Genomic DNA, 20,742 nt, shown 5'->3' with positions numbered 1-20,742 from the left:
CGCTTCGCGGTCCCTTCGGCTTATTCCCTCCGGCTATCGGGTCGGGCGCGATCCTACATCCCTGTAGGTCACGCCCTCTCGGCGCATCCCTGCGCCTCGCCCCGGCCTGCGGTCAACGCCTCAGCGATTTTCAGCCGGACCAGGGAGCCGCTGTCAGATTTCTCTTTCCTTAAGCATCTTTATTGCTTTAAGAATTAAAAGAGCGCGTTGGGGCTCTTTTCGCCTTTCTCCAGCTGACTCAGGTTACCCAGCGTCGTCTCCGAAATACTGATCAGCGCCTCGGCGGTCAGGAACGCCTGGTGGCCGGTGAATAGCACGTTGTGGCAGGCGGAGAGGCGGCGGAAGACGTCATCCTGAATCACATCGTTGGATTTGTCTTCAAAGAAGAGATCGCGTTCGTTCTCGTAGACGTCCATCCCCAGCGCGCCGATTTTTTGCGTTTTCAGGGCTTCGATGGCGGCCTGTGAGTCAATCAGCCCACCGCGACTGGTGTTGATAATCATCACGCCATCTTTCATTTGGTCGAAGGCGCTCTGGTTCAGCAGATGGTAGTTGTCAGCGGTTAACGGGCAGTGCAGGGAGATCACGTCGGACTCTGCGTACAAAGTTGACAGGTCGACATACTCCACCCCCAGATCCAGCGCGGCGGCGCTTGGGTACGGGTCAAACGCCAGCAGGCGCATACCAAATCCTTTCAGGATCCGCAGGGCCGCTACACCAATTTTACCGGTGCCGATCACCCCGGCGGTTTTGCCGTACATTGTAAACCCGGTCAGCCCTTCCAGGGAGAAGTTAGCATCACGGGTGCGTTGATAAGCACGGTGAATACGGCGGTTTAAGGACATCATCATGCCGATGGCGTGTTCAGCTACCGCTTCCGGGGAGTAGGCCGGAACGCGCACCACCTGCAGACCCAGCTCTTTTGCCGCATCCAGATCCACGTTATTGAAGCCTGCGCAGCGCAGGGCGATGTACTTCACACCCTGTTTTTTCAGCTCTTCCAGCACCGGACGACTGCCGTCATCGTTAACGAAAATACAGACCGCGTCACATCCGTGGGCGGTTTTGGCTGTTTTTTCGTTAAGCAGAAAGTCGAAAAATTCAAGTTCGAAGCCATACTCCTCGTTAACATGCTGCAGATACTTTTTGTCGTATTGCTTTGTACTGTATACCGCGAGTTTCATAAGACTTTCTCCAGTGTGTTTTCAATTACGGTAGCATGATTAAAATAATCTTACAATTTATAAAATTTTATTGAATTCAATAAGTTCTATGGATAATTATGTAGCAACTATCCTTAAAAGTGGCGTTCGCTTCAACTGATCGGCTAAACATGCCACAATATTCGATACTGTCGGCTAATTTTTTCGCTAAATCAGGATATTAACTGCCCATGAGGGGTACATACAAAGCCGCGATCGCGCTACTGCTTCTGATCGTCCTTTTGCCGCTGACGCTACTACTGACGCTTGCGCAGTGGGTGCCTACGCTTGCCGGGATCTGGCTCCCCGCCGGGACCCGCATCGCCTTTGAAGAGAGCCCGCGCCTGACCCGCAGCGCTCTGGTCATCCCCGATCTGCGCTATCTGGTGGAGGAGTGCGAAATCGCCCGCGTCAAAGACGCCACTCTCAGCCACCCAAGCCGCTGGAAAATCAACGTTGGCGCGCTTGATCTCAACAGCGCCTGCCTGAGCAAAATCCCTGCCAGCGAGCCCACGCCCGCCGCGCCGCGCACCCTGGCCGAATGGCAAGCCCTGCTACCCAACACCTGGCTTAACATCGACCGCCTGACGCTCTCCCCCTGGCAGGTGTGGGAGGGGAAATTAACCGCTTCGTTGACCCCGACCCTGCAAGAAATTGTCTACCACGGGGATAAGTTTAGCCTGCGGGGAAAACTACGCGGGCGCTCGCTGACCGTAACTGATGTCACGCTTCACCTTCCTGATAATCCCCAGCCGGTAGAACTGGTGGGGGAATTTACCCTGCCGCTGGTGCCGGATGGCCTGCCGGTGCAGGGGCACACGGTGGCAACCTTTACCGTGCCGCAGATCTCAACTCTTGTGGATGCCGAGCTTGAGTGGCAGGACAATCAGGGCCAACTGGTGATGATTGATCGGGAGAGCGGCGAGCCGCTGCTGGATCTCCCCTGGCAGATCACCCCGGAACAGTTCACCATCAGCGACGGACGCTGGCGTTGGGTTCAGGCTGGTATTCCCCTGAGCGGACGGCTGGGCCTTAAGATCGACAACTGGCAGCAGGGCACAGAGAAGGCTATCGTCAGCGGGCGAATGAACGTGCTGACCCAGGGCGATGCCGGGAAGGGCAACGCGGTGCTCACCTTTGGCCCCGGTAAGCTGAGCATGGACAACAGCGCCATGCCGATGCAGCTCACCGGCATTGCCAAACAGAACGACCTGACGCTGTACGCGAAACTGCCCGCCACGCTGACCGGCAGCCTTGCCGATCCCCGGCTGGCATTTGCGCCGGGGGCGCTGCTGCGCTCCCGGGGGCGGGTAATCGACTCCCTAAATATCGACGAGGTGCGCTGGCCGCTAGCTGGCGTAGCGCTCACCCTTAACGGCATCGACGGTCGCCTGCAGGCCATCTTACGCGCCCATGAACAGGAGATGGGGGATTTCACCCTGCACCTGGATGGCCGGGCGAGCAATTTCCTGCCGGACAACGGATTGTGGCAATGGCGCTACTGGGGCGAGGGCAACTTTACCCCGATGCAGGCCCGCTGGGACGTGGCGGGCAGGGGAGAGTGGCGTGACAGCGTGATTGAGCTGAGCGAGCTTTCCACCGGCTTCGATCGGCTGAAATATGGCACCCTGCATGCCAGCGCACCGCGCATGGTGCTTGAGCGCCCAATCCGCTGGCAGCGCGACCCTGCCGATCCGCACTTCAGCGGCGCGCTCTCCTTCGATGCCGGGGAGACCACCTTTACCGGCGGCAGTGTATTACCCCCCTCAACGATCAAATTCAGTGTGGAAGGTCGCGATCCGACATTTTTCCAGTACAAAGGCACCCTTAACGCCAGAGCCATCGGCCCGGTGCAGCTGAACGGGCGCTGGGACGGGGAGCGTCTGCGCGGCCAGGCCTGGTGGCCGAAGCAATCCCTGACCGTCTTTCAGCCGCTGATCCCAGCGGACTGGAAGATGACCCTCAGAGAGGGGGAGCTTTATGCCCAGGTGGCTTATTCCGCAGCGGCGGATCAGGGCTTTGAGGCCGGGGGCCACGGGGTGCTGAAAAGCGGTAGCGTCTGGATGCCGGACAACAAAATCAACGGAGTCGACTTTGTCCTGCCGTTCCGCTTCAGCCAGGGCACCTGGTCATTAGGGACCCGCGGTCCGGTGACGTTACGCATTGGCGAGGTGAAAAACCAGGTCACGGCGCGCAACATTATCGCCGATCTCCAGGGCGATTACCCCTGGAGCGAAGCCAATCCGCTGCTGCTGAGCGACGTCAGCGTGGATCTGTTGGGCGGCAAAGTGACCCTGCAGCAGCTGCGCATGCCCCAGCACGATGCGGCCCTGCTGCGGGTGCAGAATCTCTCCGCCAGCGAGCTTATCAGCGCGATAAATCCCAAACAGTTTGCCCTGTCCGGGCCGTTCAGCGGGGCGCTACCTTTGTGGCTGGACAACGACAAGTGGATCATCAAAGATGGCTGGCTGACCAACGCGGGTCCGATGACGTTGCGTCTCGATAAAGAGACTGCCGATGCGCTGGTGAAAGAGAACGGGGCGGCAGGCGGCGCGATTAACTGGCTTCGCTATATGGAAATTTCGCAGTCGTGGACGAAACTCAATTTAGATAACCTGGGTGAATTAACCCTGGCGTCGACCTTGCGTGGCGCCAGCCGCGTGGAGGGCCAGACACAGGCCGTCAACCTCAACTATACCCATCAGGAGAACGTGTTTACCCTCTGGCGCAGCCTGCGTTTTGGCGACAATCTGCAGACGTGGCTGGAGGAGCACGCGGCACTACCGGATAACCGCTGTCCGACAGGCAAGGAATGTAAGGAACAACCATGAAAAAGCTGGCCGGTGGCTTCACCGCGATTGTGATACTGACGCTGACAGGCTGCACGCCGAGGATTGAAGTGGCGGCGTCGAAGGAGCCCATCACCATCAACATGAACGTCAAAATTGAACATGAAATCCACATCAAAGTGGATAAAGATGTGGAATCGCTGCTGAAATCGCGCAGCGATCTCTTCTGAGGCCGCCATGAGAAAATACTTCACGCTCATTCTGCTGACGCTGGGGCTCTGTGCGCCCGCGTTCGCCCTGACCCTCAACGAAGCCCGCACCGAGGGGCGCGTGGGGGAAACGCTGAGCGGGTATATCGCCCCGCGCAGCCAGGATCGCGAAACCCTGGCGCTGGTGGAGCAGATCAACAAGGCCCGCACCGAGAGTTATCAGCGGCTTGCCGACAGCAATAACCTTCCGGTCGATGAGGTGGCGAAAATGGCGGGGAGCAAACTGGTTGCCCGCGCCCGCCCCGGCGAGTATGTCCAGGGCGTCAACGGCAGATGGTTACAGAAGTGATTAGCGGTGGCGTTTGCGGTATTCGCCAGGGGAGATCCCAAAGCGCTGCTTAAACGCCGTGGAGAAGTGGCTATGGTCGGTAAAGCCCCAGCTGTAGCCAATGCCCGCCAGTTTCTCATCGTCACGAGCGCTACGTAGCATCTGCGCGCAGAGATCCAGCCGACGGTTCTTGATGTACTGCGCCACCACCAGCCCTTTCTCGGCAAACATCCGGTACAGACTTCGCACCGACATGCCACACTCCGCCGCAATCCACTCCGGTCGCAAATGTTCCGCCTGAATATGATCGTCGATGAGCGTCAGTACGTGGTTGAACTGGCGCGCCTTGCGCGGCTGAACGCTTTCCCGCTGCTGCAATACCGGTCGCAGCAGACAGACCATCGCCTCCAGCGCGGCTTCGCTCTCGGTTTCACTCAATCGCGGATTGTTCATGCTCTCCTGCAGCAGACGATAGCTGAGCTGGACGGTAGGCAGGCTGTGGGAGAGTTTTTGCGCGCAGCTCACTTCCTGAAAACGAAAGTGCTGCTCAAGGATCTGGCGCGGCAGCAGCAATGAGATCTGCCGGGATTTTTCCGGCCAGTAGATCGAGCAGGGGCGGGAGGCGTCGATTAAGGTGATATCCCCCGCGTTGAGCATAATTTGCCGGTCGTCCTGCTCCAGTCCCGCTTCACCTTCCAGCTGAAAGACAGTGTAGAACCAGGCATCGTTGCTGGTCTTAATCTCCTGGCGGGTACGAAACAGGTTCACGCCGCCAGCGGTGACGGTGCTGAGCTTCAGGTTGCCGGTCCAGGTGGAATCCAGCTCGCCGTAAAACTCGCCGCTCATGGGCCGGGCCGCAAAACTTCCGCAAGCCTGATTAATCTGCGCCAGCCACTGCTGATAATTGTCCGTTTCCTTTGCACTCGCCATCGTCTGACCTGCTACGTCGTGAATGTTTAAACATTGTTGCATTTATGTTTCTTATTACCCGTGACATGGGGCGAAATATAGGCAAGAACCTCGCGGTGGAACAGAGCGAAACGGTGTTATTGTCGCGTTTTGCGGAGCCTGTCACAGCCGACAAAGCGAATGTCACAGAGATAAAAGCGCACTGCGCAAACCCATCTTAGACTGCGATGACACCCTGCGAATAATAAGGAATCGCTATGTCTGATACACAGGTCGCAGTACTGCACAGCGTGCAGCAATTTCTGGATCGCCAACATGGCCTCTGGATCGAGGGACAACCGTCCGCCTCCGGCAGCGAAAAGCGTCTGGATATCTTTAACCCGGCAACCGGGCAGGTGATTGCCTCGACCGCCGATGCCAGCGCGCAGGATGTCGACCGCGCGGTGATGTCCGGCTGGCGCGCCTTTGTCGCCCGCAGCTGGTCCGGCAAACTGCCGGCTGAGCGCGAACGTATTCTGCTGCGCTTCGCCGATCTGGTGGAGCAGCACACCGAGGAGCTGGCCCAGCTCGAAACCCTGGAGCAGGGTAAATCCATTAACATCTCCCGCGCCTTTGAAGTGGGCTGCACCCTGAACTGGATGCGCTACACCGCCGGGCTGACCACTAAAATCGCCGGTAAGACGCTGGATCTCTCTATTCCTATGCCGCAGGGAGCGCGCTACCAGGCGTGGACGCGCAAAGAGCCGATTGGTGTGGTGGCCGGGATTGTGCCGTGGAACTTCCCGCTGCTGATTGGCATGTGGAAAGTGATGCCTGCTCTGGCGGCAGGGTGTTCTATCGTGATCAAACCGTCGGAAACCACGCCCCTGACCCTGTTGCGCGTGGCGGAGCTGGCAAGCGAGGCCGGGATCCCGGATGGCATCTTTAACGTGGTGACCGGCAGCGGGGCCGTGTGTGGCGCCGCGTTAACCAGCCATCCGCATATCGCCAAGGTGAGCTTTACCGGCTCGACCGCCACCGGGAAACAGATTGCGCGCGCCGCCGCGGATCGTCTGATGGGCGTGACCCTCGAACTGGGCGGTAAGAACCCGGCTATCGTCCTGAAAGATGCCGATCCGGCATGGGTGATCGAAGGGCTGATGACCGGCAGCTTCCTCAACCAGGGCCAGGTCTGTGCAGCAAGTTCGCGTATTTACATTGAAGCGCCGCTGTTTGATACCGTGGTGAGCGGTTTTGAGCAGGCGGTGAAATCCCTTAGCGTCGGGCCGGGGATGTCCCAGGAGGCGCACATCAACCCGCTGGTTTCCCGCGCCCACTGCGACAAAGTGCAGACCTTCCTTGATGAAGCGCAGTCGCGCCAGGCTGAGCTGATTACCGGCAACCGTGGTCCGAACGATCAGGGTTACTACGTGTCGCCGACGCTGGTGGTGAACCCGGACGCCAGCCTGCGCCTGACCCGCGAAGAGGTGTTTGGCCCGGTGGTCAACCTGGTGCGCGTCGCCGACGGCGAAGAGGCGCTGCGCCTGGCGAACGATACCGAATATGGCCTGACCGCCAGCGTCTGGACGCAAAACATCAGTAAAGCGCTGGAGTACACCGACCGCCTGCAGGCGGGCACCGTATGGGTGAACAGTCATACCCTGATCGACGCCAACCTGCCGTTTGGGGGGATGAAGCAGTCCGGCACAGGCCGCGATTTCGGCCCGGACTGGCTGGATGGCTGGTGTGAAACCAAATCGGTGTGCGTGCGCTACTGACGCCCGGCGGCGCTGCGCTTGCACGGGCCTACGGTCTGGTCGGTTTACCGCACCGTAGGTCGGGTAAGGCAAGAGCCGCCACCCGACACAGGCCGCACCGCACCGTAGGTCGGGTAAGGCGCAGCCGCCACCCGACACAGGCCGCACCGCACCGTAGGTCGGGTAAGGCAGAGCCGCCACCCGACACAGGCCGCACCGTACCGTAGGTCGGGTAAGGCGCAGCCGCCACCCGACATCAGACCGCACCGTGCCAACAAAACCGCACCCTTAGCAGGACCAGCGATTTCGTCCTGCATTTTTCGCCCGGTAGAGCGCGGCGTCGGCCTGGGCAATAACCTCGCTGGCCGTTTGACCGGCGGTCATCAAGGCGATCCCCATGCTCACCGTGACGCTGTCGCTGACCGTTGAGGCCGCATGCGGAATGGCCGCAGCGCGCAGACGCTCCTGAATGCGCGCCGCCACCTGTTCCGCCACTTTTTCCGTCGCATCAAACAGGATCAGCAGAAACTCCTCGCCACCGTAGCGCGACACCACATCGTCCGGGCTGCGCACCACCTGTTTCAGCGCCTGCGCCACTGCCGTCAGACACTCATCCCCGGCCTGATGCCCGTAACGATCGTTGTAGCGCTTAAACTCATCGACATCGAGCATAATCAGCGCAAAATCGTTCCCCTGATTGACCGCGTTTTCCAGCACTGTCTCCATCGCCCGGCGATTAGCGGTGTCGGTGAGCGGATCCTTGTGCGCAAGGGCATCCAGCCGGGCAATCAGCGCCTGGTTCTGTTGATGGCGCAGCCAGGCCTCATCAAACCAGCGCACTAAAATAAACCGCCCGTAAACCAGCACCACCGTAAAGATAAGCCACACCACGACGAAACGCAGGCTGACGCCCTGGTTCAGCACCAGGCTTGCAACCGGCATCGCCGCCCACAGCGGCAGCGCATAGCTCATCAACCCAACCGGGAAAAAATAGAGTCCTGCCAGCGCCGTCAGGAGCAGGGTGGTGCAGAGCGGCCAGGCGAAGGGCAGTTTCAGGTGGGCGATAAACCCGACGGCACAGCAGGACCAGATCAGGCCTGCCAGCAGCAACAGCAGGCTCAGGCCGCGTTTTTTTTGCCAGACCAGCAGCAGGGAGAGGCTGAACAGAACGATGACCGCCAGCATCAGCCAATCGATCATCCGGGCGCTGAAGGCGTTCACCTGATACAGCGCGTCAATGCCGTCGAACAGCCCGTTACGCAATAACACCATTAGCGCAAAGCCGATGTTGACGAGCGCCAGCCACGGCATGCTGAGAGTCAGCCCGCGGGTGACCATATCCCTGCGGGCGAAAGGCTCCGCCCGCAGGCTGGTGGGTTTACGGTGTAACAATGTTGAACCAGAACTCAAATTTATCCATATAGCTCAGCATGGTATCAAGTTTTGCTCCGTCACCGGTAACCTTCACCGCGCCGCTCTCCTCAGCCTGTTTCAGGGTGGTCTCCTTGAGGATGATTTTATTCAGCGTGTCGCGGCTCAGGGTGATAGTGGCGTCGGCGTCGGTCGCTTCGGCATTAGCGGTGTGGTTCAGCACCCCGTTTTCCAGCTCGAGCTTGTACTTGCCGCCGTCGCTGCCGAGGTCGATGTTGAACACCGATTTCGCGGTCCCGGCTTTTTCACCGTTAATGTGCACCGCCAGATAGTCGAAGAACATTTCCGGGGTCATCGCCCGCACCGTATCCGGACTGGCGGTGTTCGGGGTCGGCCCTTTCACTACGCCGTTACGCAGCTCCTGCGCACCGGTAAGATAGAAGTTACGCCATGGGCCCGACTCCGCCTGATAGCCTAACTGCTCAAGCGCATCCGCTTCCAGATTACGGGCCGCCTGGTTGTTCGGATCGGCAAACACCACCTTGCTCACCACCTGCGCCACCCAGCGATAGTTACCCTGGTCGAAGTCAGTTTTGGCCTTCTGTAGAATGGCGTCGGCGCCGCCCATGTAGTCTACATATTTCTTCGCAGCCTCTTCCGGCGGCAGCTCATCCAGGGTCGCCGGGTTGCCGTCGAACCAGCCGAGATAGAGCACGTAGGTGGCCTTCACGTCGTGACTTACCGACCCGTAGTAGCCCCGGTTGGCCCAGGTGTGCGCCAGCGAATCCGGCAGCTTGAAGTTCGCCGCAATTTCATCCCGGGTCATGCCCTGGTTCGCCATGCGCAGGGTCTGGTCATTGATGTAGCGATACAGGTCTCGCTGGCTTTTCAGCAGTTTATTGACGTTTTCATTACCCCAGGTCGGCCAGTGGTGCTGAGCCATCAGCACTTCGGCTTTATCACCCCAGCGCACAATGGCTTCGTTGATATATTTTGACCACGGCAGCGGCTCGCGGATCTTCGCCCCGCGCAGGGAGTAGGTGTTATGCAGGGTGTGGGTGACATCCTCGGCGGATTCGATCAGTTTTTTCTCTTCGATGTACCAGAGCATTTCTGACGGCGCTTCTGAGCCCGGCGCCAGCATAAAGTCATAGGTCAGGCCGTCGATGGTCTCTTTCTGTCCATCTTTTTCGATGATATTGGTCGGCGCAAGCAGGGTTACGGTCCCGGCGGAGGTCGTAGTGCCGAGCCCGGCGCCCACCTGTCCTTTAGGATCCGGCTTCAGCAGGTTGCCGTACATATAGCTGGCGCGGCGGCTCATGACGTTCCCGGCCATAATGTTTTCTGCCACTGCGGCTTCCATAAAGCCGGCTGGGGCGTAGATTTTGACTTTCCCGGCTTTGACATCAGCCTCATCCACCACGCCGCGCACGCCGCCGTAGTGGTCAACGTGGCTGTGGGTGTAGATCACCGCCACCACCGGTTTCTGCCCGCGGTTTTTGTAATAGAGATCCATCCCGACTTTTGCCGTTTCAGCAGAGACCAGCGGGTCGACTACGGTGATACCGGTCGCTCCTTCGATAATGGTCATGTTCGACAGATCGAGGTTACGGATTTGATAGACCCCATCCGTGACTTCAAACAGGCCGCTAATATTAATCAGCTGCGCCTGACGCCACAGGCTGGGGTTGACGGTATCCGGCGCTTTATCGCCCTCTTTAATAAAGGCGTACTGCTGCGGATCCCAGACCACATTGCCCTGTTCGCCTCTGATCACCTCGGTGGGAAGCGCGGCGATAAAGCCTCTATGGGCATCGGTGAAATCGGCATTGTCGGAGAAGGGCAGCTGGCTGAAGAGGGCATTATTGGCTTGCTGAGTGGCGGCGGCGGCCTCTTTTGGCGCCTCTGCGGCAAATGCAGGGGTGCCAGCAGAAATAAAAACGCCTGCAAGCGCAAGACTTCTTGCTATCAAGTTGAATCTCATCCTAAAAACCTCTCAATGTTCATACAACGACGTAAGGGAGAACTTCGTGTGATGTCCATAAAAAACGTTTTAAGAAAGGCAACCCGGACGGCATGGGTATGATTAACTATAAGCAAGGAAAGCTGTTCATAAAATAACCTACTTAAACTAAATTGAATGGCTGTTTAGGTCAGGTAAGCGCAGCGCCACCCGACAATGCCCGGCGGCGCTGCGCTTGCACGGGCCTACGGTCCCGTAGGTCGGGTAAGGCGCAGCCGCCACCCGACAACAAACCGCACAGACAATAAAAAGCCGGGCAATATGCCCGGCTGTTTATCACTGCCCCTCTTTCTTCTTGCCGAGCGACGGCGTCTCGTCGAAGAAGTTCCACGGTTTGAGCAGAGCATGCACCCACTCGGTTGGCATAATCGGCCACTCTTCGGCGCGGGCCACGTGGGTGGTACCGGTGGTGATCCACACCACGTTATCCTGGTTATTCAGCGACTCGTTATCCTTGCTGAACTGGCCCAGCCCCTGGTCATGGGAGGAGCGATTCGGGAATTTGCCCTCCGGGTACATCTCATTTGGATGGTAGCGGGTCACCCACAGCTGTTTATCCATAAAGCTGAGGCGATGATAGATCCACTCATCCGGGGCGAATTTCGCGCCGGTCGCCACCGGGTGCGTGCCGCCCGCATAAGGGATGATCTGGTAAGAGATCGGGTTGCCCATGCGGTTCTCTTTGCTGGTGTTGCTCAGCAGACGAATGGTGCCCGGGTCAAATTTCTGCGCCGCCTGCTGCTCGCTGTCGATGTTGTATTGATTAACCTGCATGGTACTGGTGCGCGGGCCGCCTGCGGTGTTCGGTTTCACCTCCGGATCCATCGCCACCAGGCTGTTGTTGGTGCCATCCACGTCCAGATCCAGACGGAAGTTATAGATGTGCTGGTGGGTCGTGCCGACAATGTTGTGGTCGATCAGGGTGCCGTACTTCGTATCCTCTTTCGCGCTCGGGTCATGCATGGTTTTCGCCATCACCCCTTTTACCGCTTCGATACCGGTCGCCCCGGCATCAATGCCGATGGTGCCGTTTTCGTGGAAGATCCAGTCGAAGATGTAGTCATAGTTGCCCACAGTGCTGATCCAGCGCACCACCAGCTCGCGGCGTTCGGTGCTGACGTTCGGCTGATTCATCTCCTGATGCTTATATTCCGGCCCGGCGTAGCGTTCAAAAATCGCCATCGCCCGCGGGATCTCCATTGGTGCACCGGTGTAGTCCGGGATGGTCTGATTCAGCAGCACGGCGTTGGAGGGCACATCTTTGCCGCGCACCAGCGGTGAGGTGAGGGTGCCCATGCCGTAGTCGCCGGAATCCAGATAGGCTTTGAAGTACCAGCCCACGTCCGGGTCGCCGTAAGGAACGATCATCCCGCCCAGCGATCCCTCGTACATCACCTGGCGTTTTTTGCCGTTGTCGTTAAAGGTGACGGTGGAGATGATAGGCCCGACGCGGGAGTCGAGGCTCAGGTGGAAATCCCAGTTCTGCCAGTGGATCATATTGCCGGTAATGGTGTAGTTCTTGCCTTCCGGCTCCACAATCTCCAGCGGTTTGTGCACTACCGGTTCGCGGTCGCGGCCATCATAGGGGCGGGACTGCATCGGTACTGGCACGACAGCGCCTTCTTCAATTTTGACGATCTTCTTCTCGATCAGGTCGACCACCGCCACCAGGTTCTCAATCGGGTGCGCCCAGTAGTTGCCGTCGCCGGTATCCAGGTAGCTCACCACTTTCAGCAGGCGATCTTCCTGCTTCAGACCATCCTTACCGTCAAAGTAGCCGACCGTCAGCGGGGTGGTCATCACCTTTGCCGGGTCGTTGATGCCGCGTTTTTTCAGCGCCTCGGCATACTCCGGGCTGCCGGTGACGATCTTCTGCACCGACATAAAGTCATCCAGCAGCACCATGCCGTGGGCGTCTTTGATCGGCTCCCAGTGCAGGATTTTCTTGTCCTGCAGATCCACCAGCGCTTCAACGATAAATTTGCCGTCCAGCAGGGTGATATTAGCCTGACGCGGCGCATCCACCGCCGTGCCGTTCAGCACGAAATCCCACACTTTGGCTTTGTCCGGCTCGGCCAGCGCGATCTGCGTGAAGCGGGTATTCGGTTTAAAGTCCGGCGAGGCTTTCACAATCCCGACGGCCTCTTTGATCTCATCCGCGGAGAGGGCGTTCAGCGGGTGCGGGGTTTTCTCCACCTGGAAGGTCTGGTCAAGGCCGGACTGGAACACATCGTTAACAAAGGTATCGGCGATCCAGGCCTTATTGTCTTTCATCACCACCGGCGCCTGTAGGGTCAGCGGTTTGCCGTTGACCATAGCGGTCGTGGCGCCCGGCTTCACTTTGATGAAGGCCCCGTCTTTGCTGATGGTGAACATCTGGGCGTAGTCGTCCCATTTCACATCAGAGCCAAACTCGGTCAGGGTTTTATCCATTTCGACCATATGTGCTGCACCACCGTGCGCCAGCACCTGGCCGGAAAAGAGACAGGCAACGGCCAACGCCAGCGCCGTTTTACGTGGAGAAAAAATGGAGGAGCTTCCCATGATTAACCTCTGTTGTATGTGTTGTTATCCACTCGGGACCGCTGTTCTGCGCGCGGTTTATTCATTGCCAACATAGCAATAACGCGTTAAGTACCGTTTGCCTGCATTTGCCAGATGTTTTGTCAGATGTGCCAGAAGCCGGGTAACGTGCGCAACGTTACCCGGATGGAGGGGGATCAGGCGTCAAAATCTCCGCGCTGACGGGAGACGAGGGTCAGGATCGAGTAGAGCGCCACCGGCTGCTGGTGCTGGTTGAAAATCTCAACCGCCCATTCCACCACGCCGGTCGGTTTCTCTTCCGCCGTGCGCTGTTTCTTCAGCGTCTTGCGCTTACAGGTCAGACGCACCTGGATGGTGTCGCCCGGCTTCACCGGCTCAATAAAGCGCAGGTTTTCCATGCCGTAGTTGGCAATCACCGGCCCGACGCCCGCATCGACGAACAGACCCGCCGCCGCGGAGATCAGGAAGTAACCGTGCACCACCCGTTCGCCGAAAATCGACTCCGCCGCACCGATCTTGTCCATATGGGCGTAGAAATGATCCCCGCTCAGGCAGGCAAAGTTAACGATGTCGGTCTCGGTCAGGGTGCGGCGTGGGGTCAGCAGGCTGTCGCCCGGCTGTAACTCCTCGAAGTATTTGCGGAACGGATGGACGCGATCCTCCTGCACCTGCGCGCCGCGTACCCACTGTTGGCTGATGGCGGCCAGCATGCTCGGGCTGCCCTGGATGGCGGTGCGTTGCAGGTAGTGTTTCACCGCCCGCAGGCCGCCCAGCTCCTCACCACCCCCGGCGCGGCCCGGGCCGCCGTGCACCAGCTGCGGCAGCGGGGAGCCGTGGCCGGTGGACTCTTTGGCCGACTCTTCGTTGAGGATCTGGATACGTCCGTGGGCGCGGGCGGCGCCGGCGATAAACTGACGCGCCAGGTGCAAATCGGCGGTGACCAGCGTCCCGGCAAGGCTACCTTCCCCGGCGCGGGCGAGGGTCATGGCGTGCTCGCGATCCTGATACGGCATCAGTGTGGCGACCGGGCCAAAGGCTTCGGTGGCATGTACGGCGGGGGTTTCGTCCGGCTGCGGACAGAACAGTAGCGTCGGCGGGAAGAAGGCCCCGGCTGCGTTCAGGTCGGCTTTCCCGCCCAGACGAATCTGGCAGCCCGCCGTGACTAAAGCATCCACTTTCTCCTGCACGTCAGCGCGCTGCTCGGCGTTGACCAGCGAGCCCATTTTGACTCCTTCCTGAGCCGGGTCGCCGACAGCCACTTTTTCCAGTCGGGCAATCAGCGCCTGGCTGACGGCTTCTACCTGCGCCTGCGGGACGATGATGCGGCGGATAGCGGTACATTTCTGCCCGGCTTTCGCCGTCATCTCCCGCACCACTTCGCGAATGAAAAGGACAAATTCAGGCTGCTCCGGGGTGACGTCATCGCCCAGCACGCAGCAGTTCAGGGAGTCTGCTTCCATGGTGAAGGGAATCGATTTTGCCATGATGTTGGGGTGGACACGCAGCTTCTGGCCGGTCACGGCGGAGCCGGTAAAGGTCACCACGTCCTGGCAGTCGAGCTGGTCGAGCAGATCCCCCGCGCCGCCGCAGATCAGGCTGATGGCGCCGTCCGGCACCAGGCCGCTGTCGACGATCGCTTTCACCATCGCCTGAGTCACCTGAGCGGTGGCGGTGGCTGGTTTAATGATTGCTGGCATCCCCGCCAGCCAGGTGGGGGCCAGCTTTTCCAGCATCCCCCAGCAGGGGAAGTTAAAGGCGTTAATGTGGACGGCCACGCCGGATTTCGAAGTCAGGACGTGACGCGCGGCGAAACCGCCTTCTTTCGACAGTGGGATCAGCTCATCTTCCGGCCACAGGGTATCGTCCGGCAGCTCGCGGCTGCCGAGGCTGGCGAAGGTGAACAGCGTGCCGATCCCGCCCTCGATATCCACCCAGCTATCGGCGCGGGTCGCCCCGGTTTGCGCCGACAGCGCATAAAAGGTCTCTTTCTGGCTCAGCAGATGTTTTGCCACCGCTTTCAGCATGGCGGCGCGTTCGATAAAGGTCATGGCATGAAGCGCTTCGCCGCCTTTCTCAATGGCGTAGCGACGTGCGGCGGCCATATCCAGCCCTTCGCTGGTAACGGACCAGAGGGATTCACCGCTGATGGCGTGTTGAATGGTGCGCTCACGGCCCCGGCCAGACTGCCAGGTACCGGACAAGAAGCTGGCTAACTGCTGCATCTTTCTCTCCAGATGGTTCGTAATTTCACTATAAATAGTTCGTTTGTGAATCATAAAAAGCAAGCGACTTGTTAATGTTTTATTAACATTGTGATCTCGCTTAATCTTCTTAACTCCCGCAGGCCGCGTCGTATCTGGGGTGTGGAAATCTCTTGCGAGCCTCATCACAAAACGAATAAACGCTTCTTGGGTTATTCATTAACCTTTGTGTAACTTTTATAAAACAAAGTGATTCATTATTGAATGATATTTAGCAGTTAAACGAATCAAAAGGGTGATGACGTGACGGAAGAACAACGCTTTGAGCAGCGCATCGCGCAAGAGACGGCCATCGAGCCGCAGGACTGGATGCCTGACGCGTACCGTAAAACGCTGATCCGCCAGATTGGTCAGCATGCGCACTCCGAAATTGTCGGCATGCTGCCGGAAGGGAACTGGATCACCCGCGCCCCGACGCTGCGCCGTAAGGCCATCCTGCTGGCGAAAGTGCAGGACGAAGCCGGGCACGGGCTCTACCTCTATAGCGCGGCGGAAACGTTGGGCTGCGCCCGGGAAGACATCTACCAGAAGATGCTCGACGGCAAGATGAAATACTCCTCCATCTTCAACTACCCGACCCTGAGCTGGGCGGATATCGGCGTGATCGGCTGGCTGGTGGATGGCGCGGCCATCGTTAACCAGGTGGCGCTGTGCCGGACCTCCTACGGCCCCTATGCCCGGGCGATGGTGAAAATCTGTAAAGAAGAGAGCTTCCACCAGCGTCAGGGCTTTGAGGCCTGCATGGCCCTGGCCCAGGGCAGCGAAGCCCAGCGCCAGATGTTGCAAGACGCCATCAACCGCTTCTGGTGGCCAGCGCTAATGATGTTTGGCCCGAACGACGACAACTCGCCGAACAGCGCCCGCAGCCTGGCCTGGAAGATCAAACGTTTTGGCAATGACGAGCTGCGCCAGCGCTTTGTCGACAACACCGTGCCGCAGGTGGAAATGCTGGGCATGACCGTCCCGGATGCGGATCTGCAGTTCGATGCCGAAACCGGTCACTACCGTTTTGGCGAGATCGACTGGCAGGAGTTTGACGAGGTGATTAACGGGCGCGGTGTCTGCAATCACGAACGTCTGGCCGCCAAGCGTAAAGCCTGGGAAGAGGGGACGTGGGTGCGCGAAGCCGCACTGGCGCACGCTGAAAAACAACACGCCCGCAAGGTCGCATAAGGGGAATCAAGATGAGCAAAACATACTGGCCGTTGTACGAAGTCTTTGTCCGCAGCAAGCAGGGTCTGTCCCACCGTCACGTGGGCAGCCTGCATGCCGCCGATGACCGTATGGCGCTGGAAAACGCGCGCGACGCCTACACCCGCCGTAATGAAGGCTGTTCCATCTGGGTGGTGAAGGCGAGCGAAATCGTCGCCTCCCAGCCAGAAGAGCGCGGTGAGTTTTTCGACCCGGCGGAGAGCAAGGTCTACCGCCATCCGACCTTCTACACCATCCCTGATGGCATCGAGCACATGTGAGGCCACGGATGAAAACGTTAACGCAATATGTTCTGCGCCTGGGTGATAACGGGCTGGTGCTCTCCCAGCGTCTGGGAGCGTGGTGTGGTCACGCCCCGGAGCTGGAGATTGACCTCGCGCTGGCCAATATCGGCCTCGACCTGCTGGGCCAGGCGCGCAATTTCTTAACCTACGCCGCCGAGCTGGAAGGCGAGGGCGACGAAGACACGCTGGCCTTCCAGCGCGACGAGCGCCAGTTCAGCAACCTGCTGCTGGTGGAGCAGCCCAACGGCAACTTCGCCGACACCATCGCCCGTCAGTACTTTATCGACGCCTGGCACGTGGCGCTCTATACCCGTCTGACCCAGAGCCGCGACGGGCAGCTTGCCGCCATCGCCGCCAAATCCATCAAAGAAGCCCGCTACCACCTGCGCTTCAGCCGCGGCTGGCTGGAACGCCTGGGCAACGGCACGGAGATCTCCGGGCAAAAAATGCAGCAGGCGGTCAATGACCTGTGGCGTTTCACCGCCGAGCTGTTCGAGGCGGACGAGATTGACCTGACGTTGGCCGCCGAAGGTATCGCCGTCGATCCGCGCAGCCTGCGCAATGAATGGGAAGCGGAAGTCTTCGCCGGGCTGAACGAGGCGACGCTGAGCATTCCGCAGGAAGCAGCCTACCGCACCGGTGGCCGTAAAGGGCTGCACACCGAACATCTGGGGCCGATGCTGGCAGAGATGCAATATCTGCAGCGCGTCTATCCCGGCCAGCAGTGGTAATCCAGGAGAGCGCCATGCAACATGCCGTCCAACTCACCCCCGCCGCCGTCCCGCAGATCTGGTCTCTGTTAAGCCAGATCCCGGACCCGGAGATCCCGGTGCTGACCATCACCGACTTAGGGATGGTGCGCAGCGTGACGCCGCAGGATGAGGGCTGGGCCATCGGTTTTACGCCGACCTATTCCGGCTGTCCGGCTACCGACCATCTGATGGGGGCGATCCGCGACACCCTGACCGCCCACGGCTATGGGCCGGTGCAGATCACCATCCAGCTCGACCCGGCATGGACCACCGACTGGATGACCCCGGACGCCCGGGAGCGTCTGCGCCAGTACGGCATTAGCCCACCGGCCGGGCACAGCTGCCATGCGCATCTGCCGGCTGAAGTGACCTGTCCGCGCTGCGCCAGCACCCGCACCACGCTGATCAGTGAATTTGGTTCCACGGCCTGCAAAGCGCTCTGGCGCTGCGACAGCTGCCGTGAACCCTTCGATTATTTCAAATGTATCTGAGGTCGCCATGACAACGTTTCATTCCTTAACGGTGGCAAAGGTGGAACCCGAAACCCGCGATGCGGTGACCATCACCTTCGCGGTTCCCCAGCCTTTGCAGGAGGCCTATCGCTTCCGTCCGGGCCAGCATCTGACCCTGAAAGCCCACCTCGCGGGCGAAGAACTGCGCCGCTGCTACTCCATCTGCCGCAGCGTTCAGCCGGGCGAAATCAGCGTGGCGGTAAAAGCCATCGACGGCGGGCGCTTCTCGCGCTATGCCCGGGATGAAATCAAGCAGGGGATGGCGCTGGAGGTGATGGTGCCGCAGGGTCATTTTGGCTATCAGCCGCTGGCAGAGCGTGAAGGCTGCTACCTGGCGATTGCCGCCGGATCCGGCATCACCCCGATGCTGGCGATCATCTCCAGCACCCTGAAGACCGAACCGAACAGCCAGTTCACCCTGATTTATGGTAACCGCAGCAGCCAGAGCATGATGTTCCGCCAGGCGCTGGCCGACCTGAAGGACAGCTATCCGACCCGCCTGCAGGTGGTCAACATCTTCAGCCAGGAGACGCTGGACAGCGAGCTGCTGCACGGGCGCATTGACGGCGAAAAACTGCAGGCGCTGGCGAAGCACCTCATCGACTTCAGCCAGTTTGATGAAGCCTTTATCTGCGGCCCGGCGGCGATGATGGACGAAGCGGAACAGACGCTTAAGGCGCTGGGGATGCCGGAGAAATCGCTGCATCTTGAGCGCTTCAACACCCCGGGCACAATCGTCAAACGCACCCATACGGTACAGACCGGGGGGCAAAAAGTGACGGTGCGCCAGGACGGGCGCGACCGCGAGATCACCCTCACCGCCGAAGACGAAAGCATTCTGGATGCCGCTCTGCGCCAGGGGGCGGACCTGCCGTACGCCTGCAAAGGCGGGGTCTGTGCCACCTGCAAATGCAAGGTGGTGCGCGGCAAGGTGGATATGGTGACCAACTACAGCCTGGAGCCGGATGAACTGGCAGCAGGCTACGTGCTGAGCTGCCAGGCCCTGCCGCTGACCAGCGACGTGGTGGTGGACTTTGATGCGAAGGGGATGGCATGAGCGACCTGATTGTCACCCGTCACGGTCGGGTATTGCTCCTGACCCTCAATCGCCCCGCGGCCCGCAACGCCCTGAACAATGGCCTGCTGAGCGAACTGGCGTCCACCCTGGAAGCTGCCGCCGTAGACAGCGAGATTTCGGTGTGCGTGATTACCGGCAACGAACGTTTCTTTGCCGCCGGAGCCGATCTGAACGAGATGGCGGAAAAAGATCTGGCCGCCACCCTTAACGACATACGCCCGCAGCTGTGGGCGCGCATCAACGCTTTTAATAAGCCGCTTATCGCCGCCGTCAATGGCTACGCCCTGGGCGCGGGCTGCGAGCTGGCACTGCTGTGCGATGTGGCGATCGCCGGGGAAAATGCCCGCTTCGGCCTGCCGGAAATCACCTTAGGCATTATGCCGGGCGCGGGTGGCACACAACGGCTGATCCGCAGCGTCGGCAAATCCCTTGCCAGCAAAATGGTGCTGACCGGGGAAAGCATTACCGCCCGTCAGGCGCTGGCAGCCGGGCTGGTGAGCGATGTACATCCCGAAGCCCTGACCCTGGAATATGCTCTCAAAAAGGCGGCACTGATGGCGCGTCACTCCCCGCTGGCGTTGCAGGCGGCGAAGCAGGCGTTACGCCAGTCTCAGGAGGTGGCCCTCACCGCCGGGCTGGCCCAGGAGCGTCAGCTCTTTACCCTGCTGGCGGCCACCGAGGATCGCCGGGAAGGGATCGACGCCTTTCTGCAAAAACGCACCCCTGAATTTAAAGGACGCTAACCATGGATTTTATTCTGAGTCACGTTGAGCAGGGGGTCATGACCCTTACCCTGAACCGCCCGGAGCGGCTCAACAGCTTCAATGAGGAGATGCATCAGCAGCTGGCAGCATGTCTGACCCAGGCCGAGCGCGACGACAGCGTGCGTTGTCTGCTGGTCACCGGGGCCGGACGCGGTTTTTGTGCCGGGCAGGATCTCAACGACCGTAACGTTGACCCGAACAGCCCGGCGCCGGATCTCGGCATGTCGGTGGAGAAATTTTACAACCCGCTGGTACGCCGTCTGGCAAAACTGCCCAAGCCGGTGATCTGCGCGGTGAACGGCGTGGCCGCCGGAGCGGGGGCGACCCTGGCGCTGGGCTGCGACATCGTTATCGCCGCCCGTTCGGTGAACTTTGTGATGGCCTTCAGCAAGCTCGGTCTGGTGCCGGATTCCGGCGGCACCTGGCTGCTGCCGCGTCTGACCGGCCGCGCCCGGGCGATGGGCCTGGCCCTGCTGGGGGAGAAGATCAGCGCTGAACAGGCACACGCCTGGGGCATGATCTGGCAGGTCGTGGATGATGCCGAACTGACCGACACCGCCCGCCAGCTGGCGGTGCATCTGGCCTCCCAGCCGACCTTTGGCCTGGGGCTGATCAAGCAGGCGATCAATGCCGCCGAAACCAACACCCTGGACGCGCAGCTGGATCTGGAGCGCGACTATCAGCGCCTGGCCGGGCGCAGCGCCGACTACCGGGAAGGGGTCAGCGCCTTCCTCAACAAACGCGCGCCGCAGTTTACGGGGAAATAAG

17 protein-coding genes are annotated in these 20,742 nt (G+C 59.8%); 11 read left to right on the top strand and 6 right to left on the bottom strand.

Annotation, left to right across the window (positions count from 1 at the left end; genetic code table 11):
- Window positions 1–194: 194 nt before the first annotated feature.
- Window positions 195–1,184, bottom strand: a complete 990-nt coding sequence (locus tag GNG26_RS12370) for a 2-hydroxyacid dehydrogenase (RefSeq protein ID WP_103822173.1) — start codon at window positions 1,182–1,184, stop codon at window positions 195–197.
- 209 nt (window positions 1,185–1,393) lie between these two features.
- Between GNG26_RS12370 and GNG26_RS12365 the strand changes: the two genes are divergently transcribed.
- From GNG26_RS12365 to GNG26_RS12355, 3 genes are read left to right on the top strand one after another with little or no spacing between them, the layout of a single operon-like run.
- A complete protein-coding gene (locus GNG26_RS12365) occupies window positions 1,394–4,033 on the top strand; it encodes a YdbH family protein (RefSeq protein WP_156238989.1) in 2,640 nt (879 codons plus the stop codon).
- Window positions 4,030–4,221, top strand: a complete 192-nt coding sequence (locus GNG26_RS12360) for a YnbE family lipoprotein (RefSeq protein WP_039028506.1) — start codon at window positions 4,030–4,032, stop codon at window positions 4,219–4,221. The genes GNG26_RS12365 and GNG26_RS12360 overlap by 4 nt, the downstream gene beginning before the upstream one ends.
- Before the next feature lie 7 nt (window positions 4,222–4,228).
- Window positions 4,229–4,549 carry a YdbL family protein gene (locus tag GNG26_RS12355; RefSeq protein ID WP_103179820.1) on the top strand — a complete coding sequence of 107 codons (321 nt, stop codon included), beginning with the start codon at window positions 4,229–4,231 and terminating at the stop codon, window positions 4,547–4,549.
- Here the strand turns inward: GNG26_RS12355 and feaR are convergent, their stop codons facing one another.
- Window positions 4,550–5,458: a transcriptional regulator FeaR gene (gene feaR, locus GNG26_RS12350; protein WP_156238988.1), complete on the bottom strand. Its 909-nt coding sequence runs from the start codon at window positions 5,456–5,458 to the stop codon at window positions 4,550–4,552.
- A gap of 236 nt (window positions 5,459–5,694) precedes the next feature.
- On the opposite strand from feaR, the gene GNG26_RS12345 reads away from it, so the two are divergent.
- The gene (locus GNG26_RS12345) at window positions 5,695–7,194 is read left to right on the top strand and encodes an aldehyde dehydrogenase family protein (RefSeq protein WP_156238987.1); all 1,500 of its coding nucleotides are present in this window, start codon (window positions 5,695–5,697) and stop codon (window positions 7,192–7,194) included.
- 267 nt (window positions 7,195–7,461) lie between these two features.
- Here the strand turns inward: GNG26_RS12345 and GNG26_RS12340 are convergent, their stop codons facing one another.
- From GNG26_RS12340 to paaZ, 4 genes are all read right to left on the bottom strand, one after another.
- Window positions 7,462–8,511: a GGDEF domain-containing protein gene (locus GNG26_RS12340; protein WP_156240184.1), complete on the bottom strand. Its 1,050-nt coding sequence runs from the start codon at window positions 8,509–8,511 to the stop codon at window positions 7,462–7,464.
- Window positions 8,512–8,551: 40 nt separating this feature from the next.
- Window positions 8,552–10,528: an alkyl/aryl-sulfatase gene (locus GNG26_RS12335; RefSeq protein WP_114386736.1), complete on the bottom strand. Its 1,977-nt coding sequence runs from the start codon at window positions 10,526–10,528 to the stop codon at window positions 8,552–8,554.
- Between the two features lie 315 nt (window positions 10,529–10,843).
- Window positions 10,844–13,111, bottom strand: coding sequence for a primary-amine oxidase (tynA, locus tag GNG26_RS12330; RefSeq protein ID WP_156238986.1), 2,268 nt, complete (start codon window positions 13,109–13,111; stop codon window positions 10,844–10,846).
- Window positions 13,112–13,287: 176 nt separating this feature from the next.
- Entirely contained in the window at window positions 13,288–15,333 is a 2,046-nt protein-coding gene (gene paaZ, locus GNG26_RS12325) for a phenylacetic acid degradation bifunctional protein PaaZ (RefSeq protein ID WP_156238985.1), read from the bottom strand.
- Between the two features lie 282 nt (window positions 15,334–15,615).
- Between paaZ and paaA the strand changes: the two genes are divergently transcribed.
- From paaA to paaG, 7 genes are read left to right on the top strand one after another with little or no spacing between them, the layout of a single operon-like run.
- Window positions 15,616–16,545, top strand: a complete 930-nt coding sequence (gene paaA, locus GNG26_RS12320; RefSeq protein ID WP_103822166.1) for a 1,2-phenylacetyl-CoA epoxidase subunit PaaA — start codon at window positions 15,616–15,618, stop codon at window positions 16,543–16,545.
- An 11-nt stretch (window positions 16,546–16,556) separates the two neighbouring features.
- Window positions 16,557–16,844 (top strand): 1,2-phenylacetyl-CoA epoxidase subunit PaaB, encoded by a 288-nt coding sequence (gene paaB / locus GNG26_RS12315; protein ID WP_103179812.1) that lies wholly within the window; start codon window positions 16,557–16,559, stop codon window positions 16,842–16,844.
- Window positions 16,845–16,852: 8 nt separating this feature from the next.
- Complete coding sequence (paaC, locus tag GNG26_RS12310) at window positions 16,853–17,599, top strand: 1,2-phenylacetyl-CoA epoxidase subunit PaaC (protein ID WP_156238984.1); 747 nt, start codon at window positions 16,853–16,855, stop codon at window positions 17,597–17,599.
- Window positions 17,600–17,613: 14 nt separating this feature from the next.
- A complete protein-coding gene (paaD, locus tag GNG26_RS12305) occupies window positions 17,614–18,111 on the top strand; it encodes a 1,2-phenylacetyl-CoA epoxidase subunit PaaD (protein ID WP_156238983.1) in 498 nt (165 codons plus the stop codon).
- Window positions 18,112–18,118: 7 nt separating this feature from the next.
- A complete protein-coding gene (gene paaE, locus GNG26_RS12300; protein ID WP_156238982.1) occupies window positions 18,119–19,189 on the top strand; it encodes a 1,2-phenylacetyl-CoA epoxidase subunit PaaE in 1,071 nt (356 codons plus the stop codon).
- The gene (gene paaF / locus GNG26_RS12295; RefSeq protein WP_156238981.1) at window positions 19,186–19,953 is read left to right on the top strand and encodes a 2,3-dehydroadipyl-CoA hydratase PaaF; all 768 of its coding nucleotides are present in this window, start codon (window positions 19,186–19,188) and stop codon (window positions 19,951–19,953) included. Before paaE ends, paaF begins: the two co-directional genes overlap by 4 nt.
- A gap of 2 nt (window positions 19,954–19,955) precedes the next feature.
- Entirely contained in the window at window positions 19,956–20,741 is a 786-nt protein-coding gene (gene paaG / locus GNG26_RS12290) for a 2-(1,2-epoxy-1,2-dihydrophenyl)acetyl-CoA isomerase PaaG (RefSeq protein ID WP_156238980.1), read from the top strand.
- Window position 20,742: the final 1 nt, after the last annotated feature.

This window comes from Leclercia sp. J807 (assembly GCF_009734465.1).
Lineage (GTDB): Bacteria > Pseudomonadota > Gammaproteobacteria > Enterobacterales > Enterobacteriaceae > Enterobacter.
The sequence above is the reverse complement of the archived record's forward strand: the minus strand, read 5'-3'. Positions and strand labels throughout refer to the sequence as shown.

Coding starts and splice junctions, on each gene's coding strand:
- paaE (WP_156238982.1), top strand. CDS start 18,119: ATGACAACGTTTCATTCCTTAACGGTGGCAAAGGTGGAACCCGAAACC.
- paaD (WP_156238983.1), top strand. CDS start 17,614: ATGCAACATGCCGTCCAACTCACCCCCGCCGCCGTCCCGCAGATCTGG.
- GNG26_RS12370 (WP_103822173.1), bottom strand. CDS start 1,184: ATGAAACTCGCGGTATACAGTACAAAGCAATACGACAAAAAGTATCTG.
- GNG26_RS12340 (WP_156240184.1), bottom strand. CDS start 8,511: ATGGTCACCCGCGGGCTGACTCTCAGCATGCCGTGGCTGGCGCTCGTC.
- GNG26_RS12345 (WP_156238987.1), top strand. CDS start 5,695: ATGTCTGATACACAGGTCGCAGTACTGCACAGCGTGCAGCAATTTCTG.
- paaG (WP_156238980.1), top strand. CDS start 19,956: ATGGATTTTATTCTGAGTCACGTTGAGCAGGGGGTCATGACCCTTACC.
- GNG26_RS12365 (WP_156238989.1), top strand. CDS start 1,394: ATGAGGGGTACATACAAAGCCGCGATCGCGCTACTGCTTCTGATCGTC.
- paaC (WP_156238984.1), top strand. CDS start 16,853: ATGAAAACGTTAACGCAATATGTTCTGCGCCTGGGTGATAACGGGCTG.
- GNG26_RS12360 (WP_039028506.1), top strand. CDS start 4,030: ATGAAAAAGCTGGCCGGTGGCTTCACCGCGATTGTGATACTGACGCTG.
- tynA (WP_156238986.1), bottom strand. CDS start 13,111: ATGGGAAGCTCCTCCATTTTTTCTCCACGTAAAACGGCGCTGGCGTTG.
- paaB (WP_103179812.1), top strand. CDS start 16,557: ATGAGCAAAACATACTGGCCGTTGTACGAAGTCTTTGTCCGCAGCAAG.
- GNG26_RS12355 (WP_103179820.1), top strand. CDS start 4,229: ATGAGAAAATACTTCACGCTCATTCTGCTGACGCTGGGGCTCTGTGCG.
- feaR (WP_156238988.1), bottom strand. CDS start 5,458: ATGGCGAGTGCAAAGGAAACGGACAATTATCAGCAGTGGCTGGCGCAG.
- paaZ (WP_156238985.1), bottom strand. CDS start 15,333: ATGCAGCAGTTAGCCAGCTTCTTGTCCGGTACCTGGCAGTCTGGCCGG.
- GNG26_RS12335 (WP_114386736.1), bottom strand. CDS start 10,528: ATGAGATTCAACTTGATAGCAAGAAGTCTTGCGCTTGCAGGCGTTTTT.
- paaF (WP_156238981.1), top strand. CDS start 19,186: ATGAGCGACCTGATTGTCACCCGTCACGGTCGGGTATTGCTCCTGACC.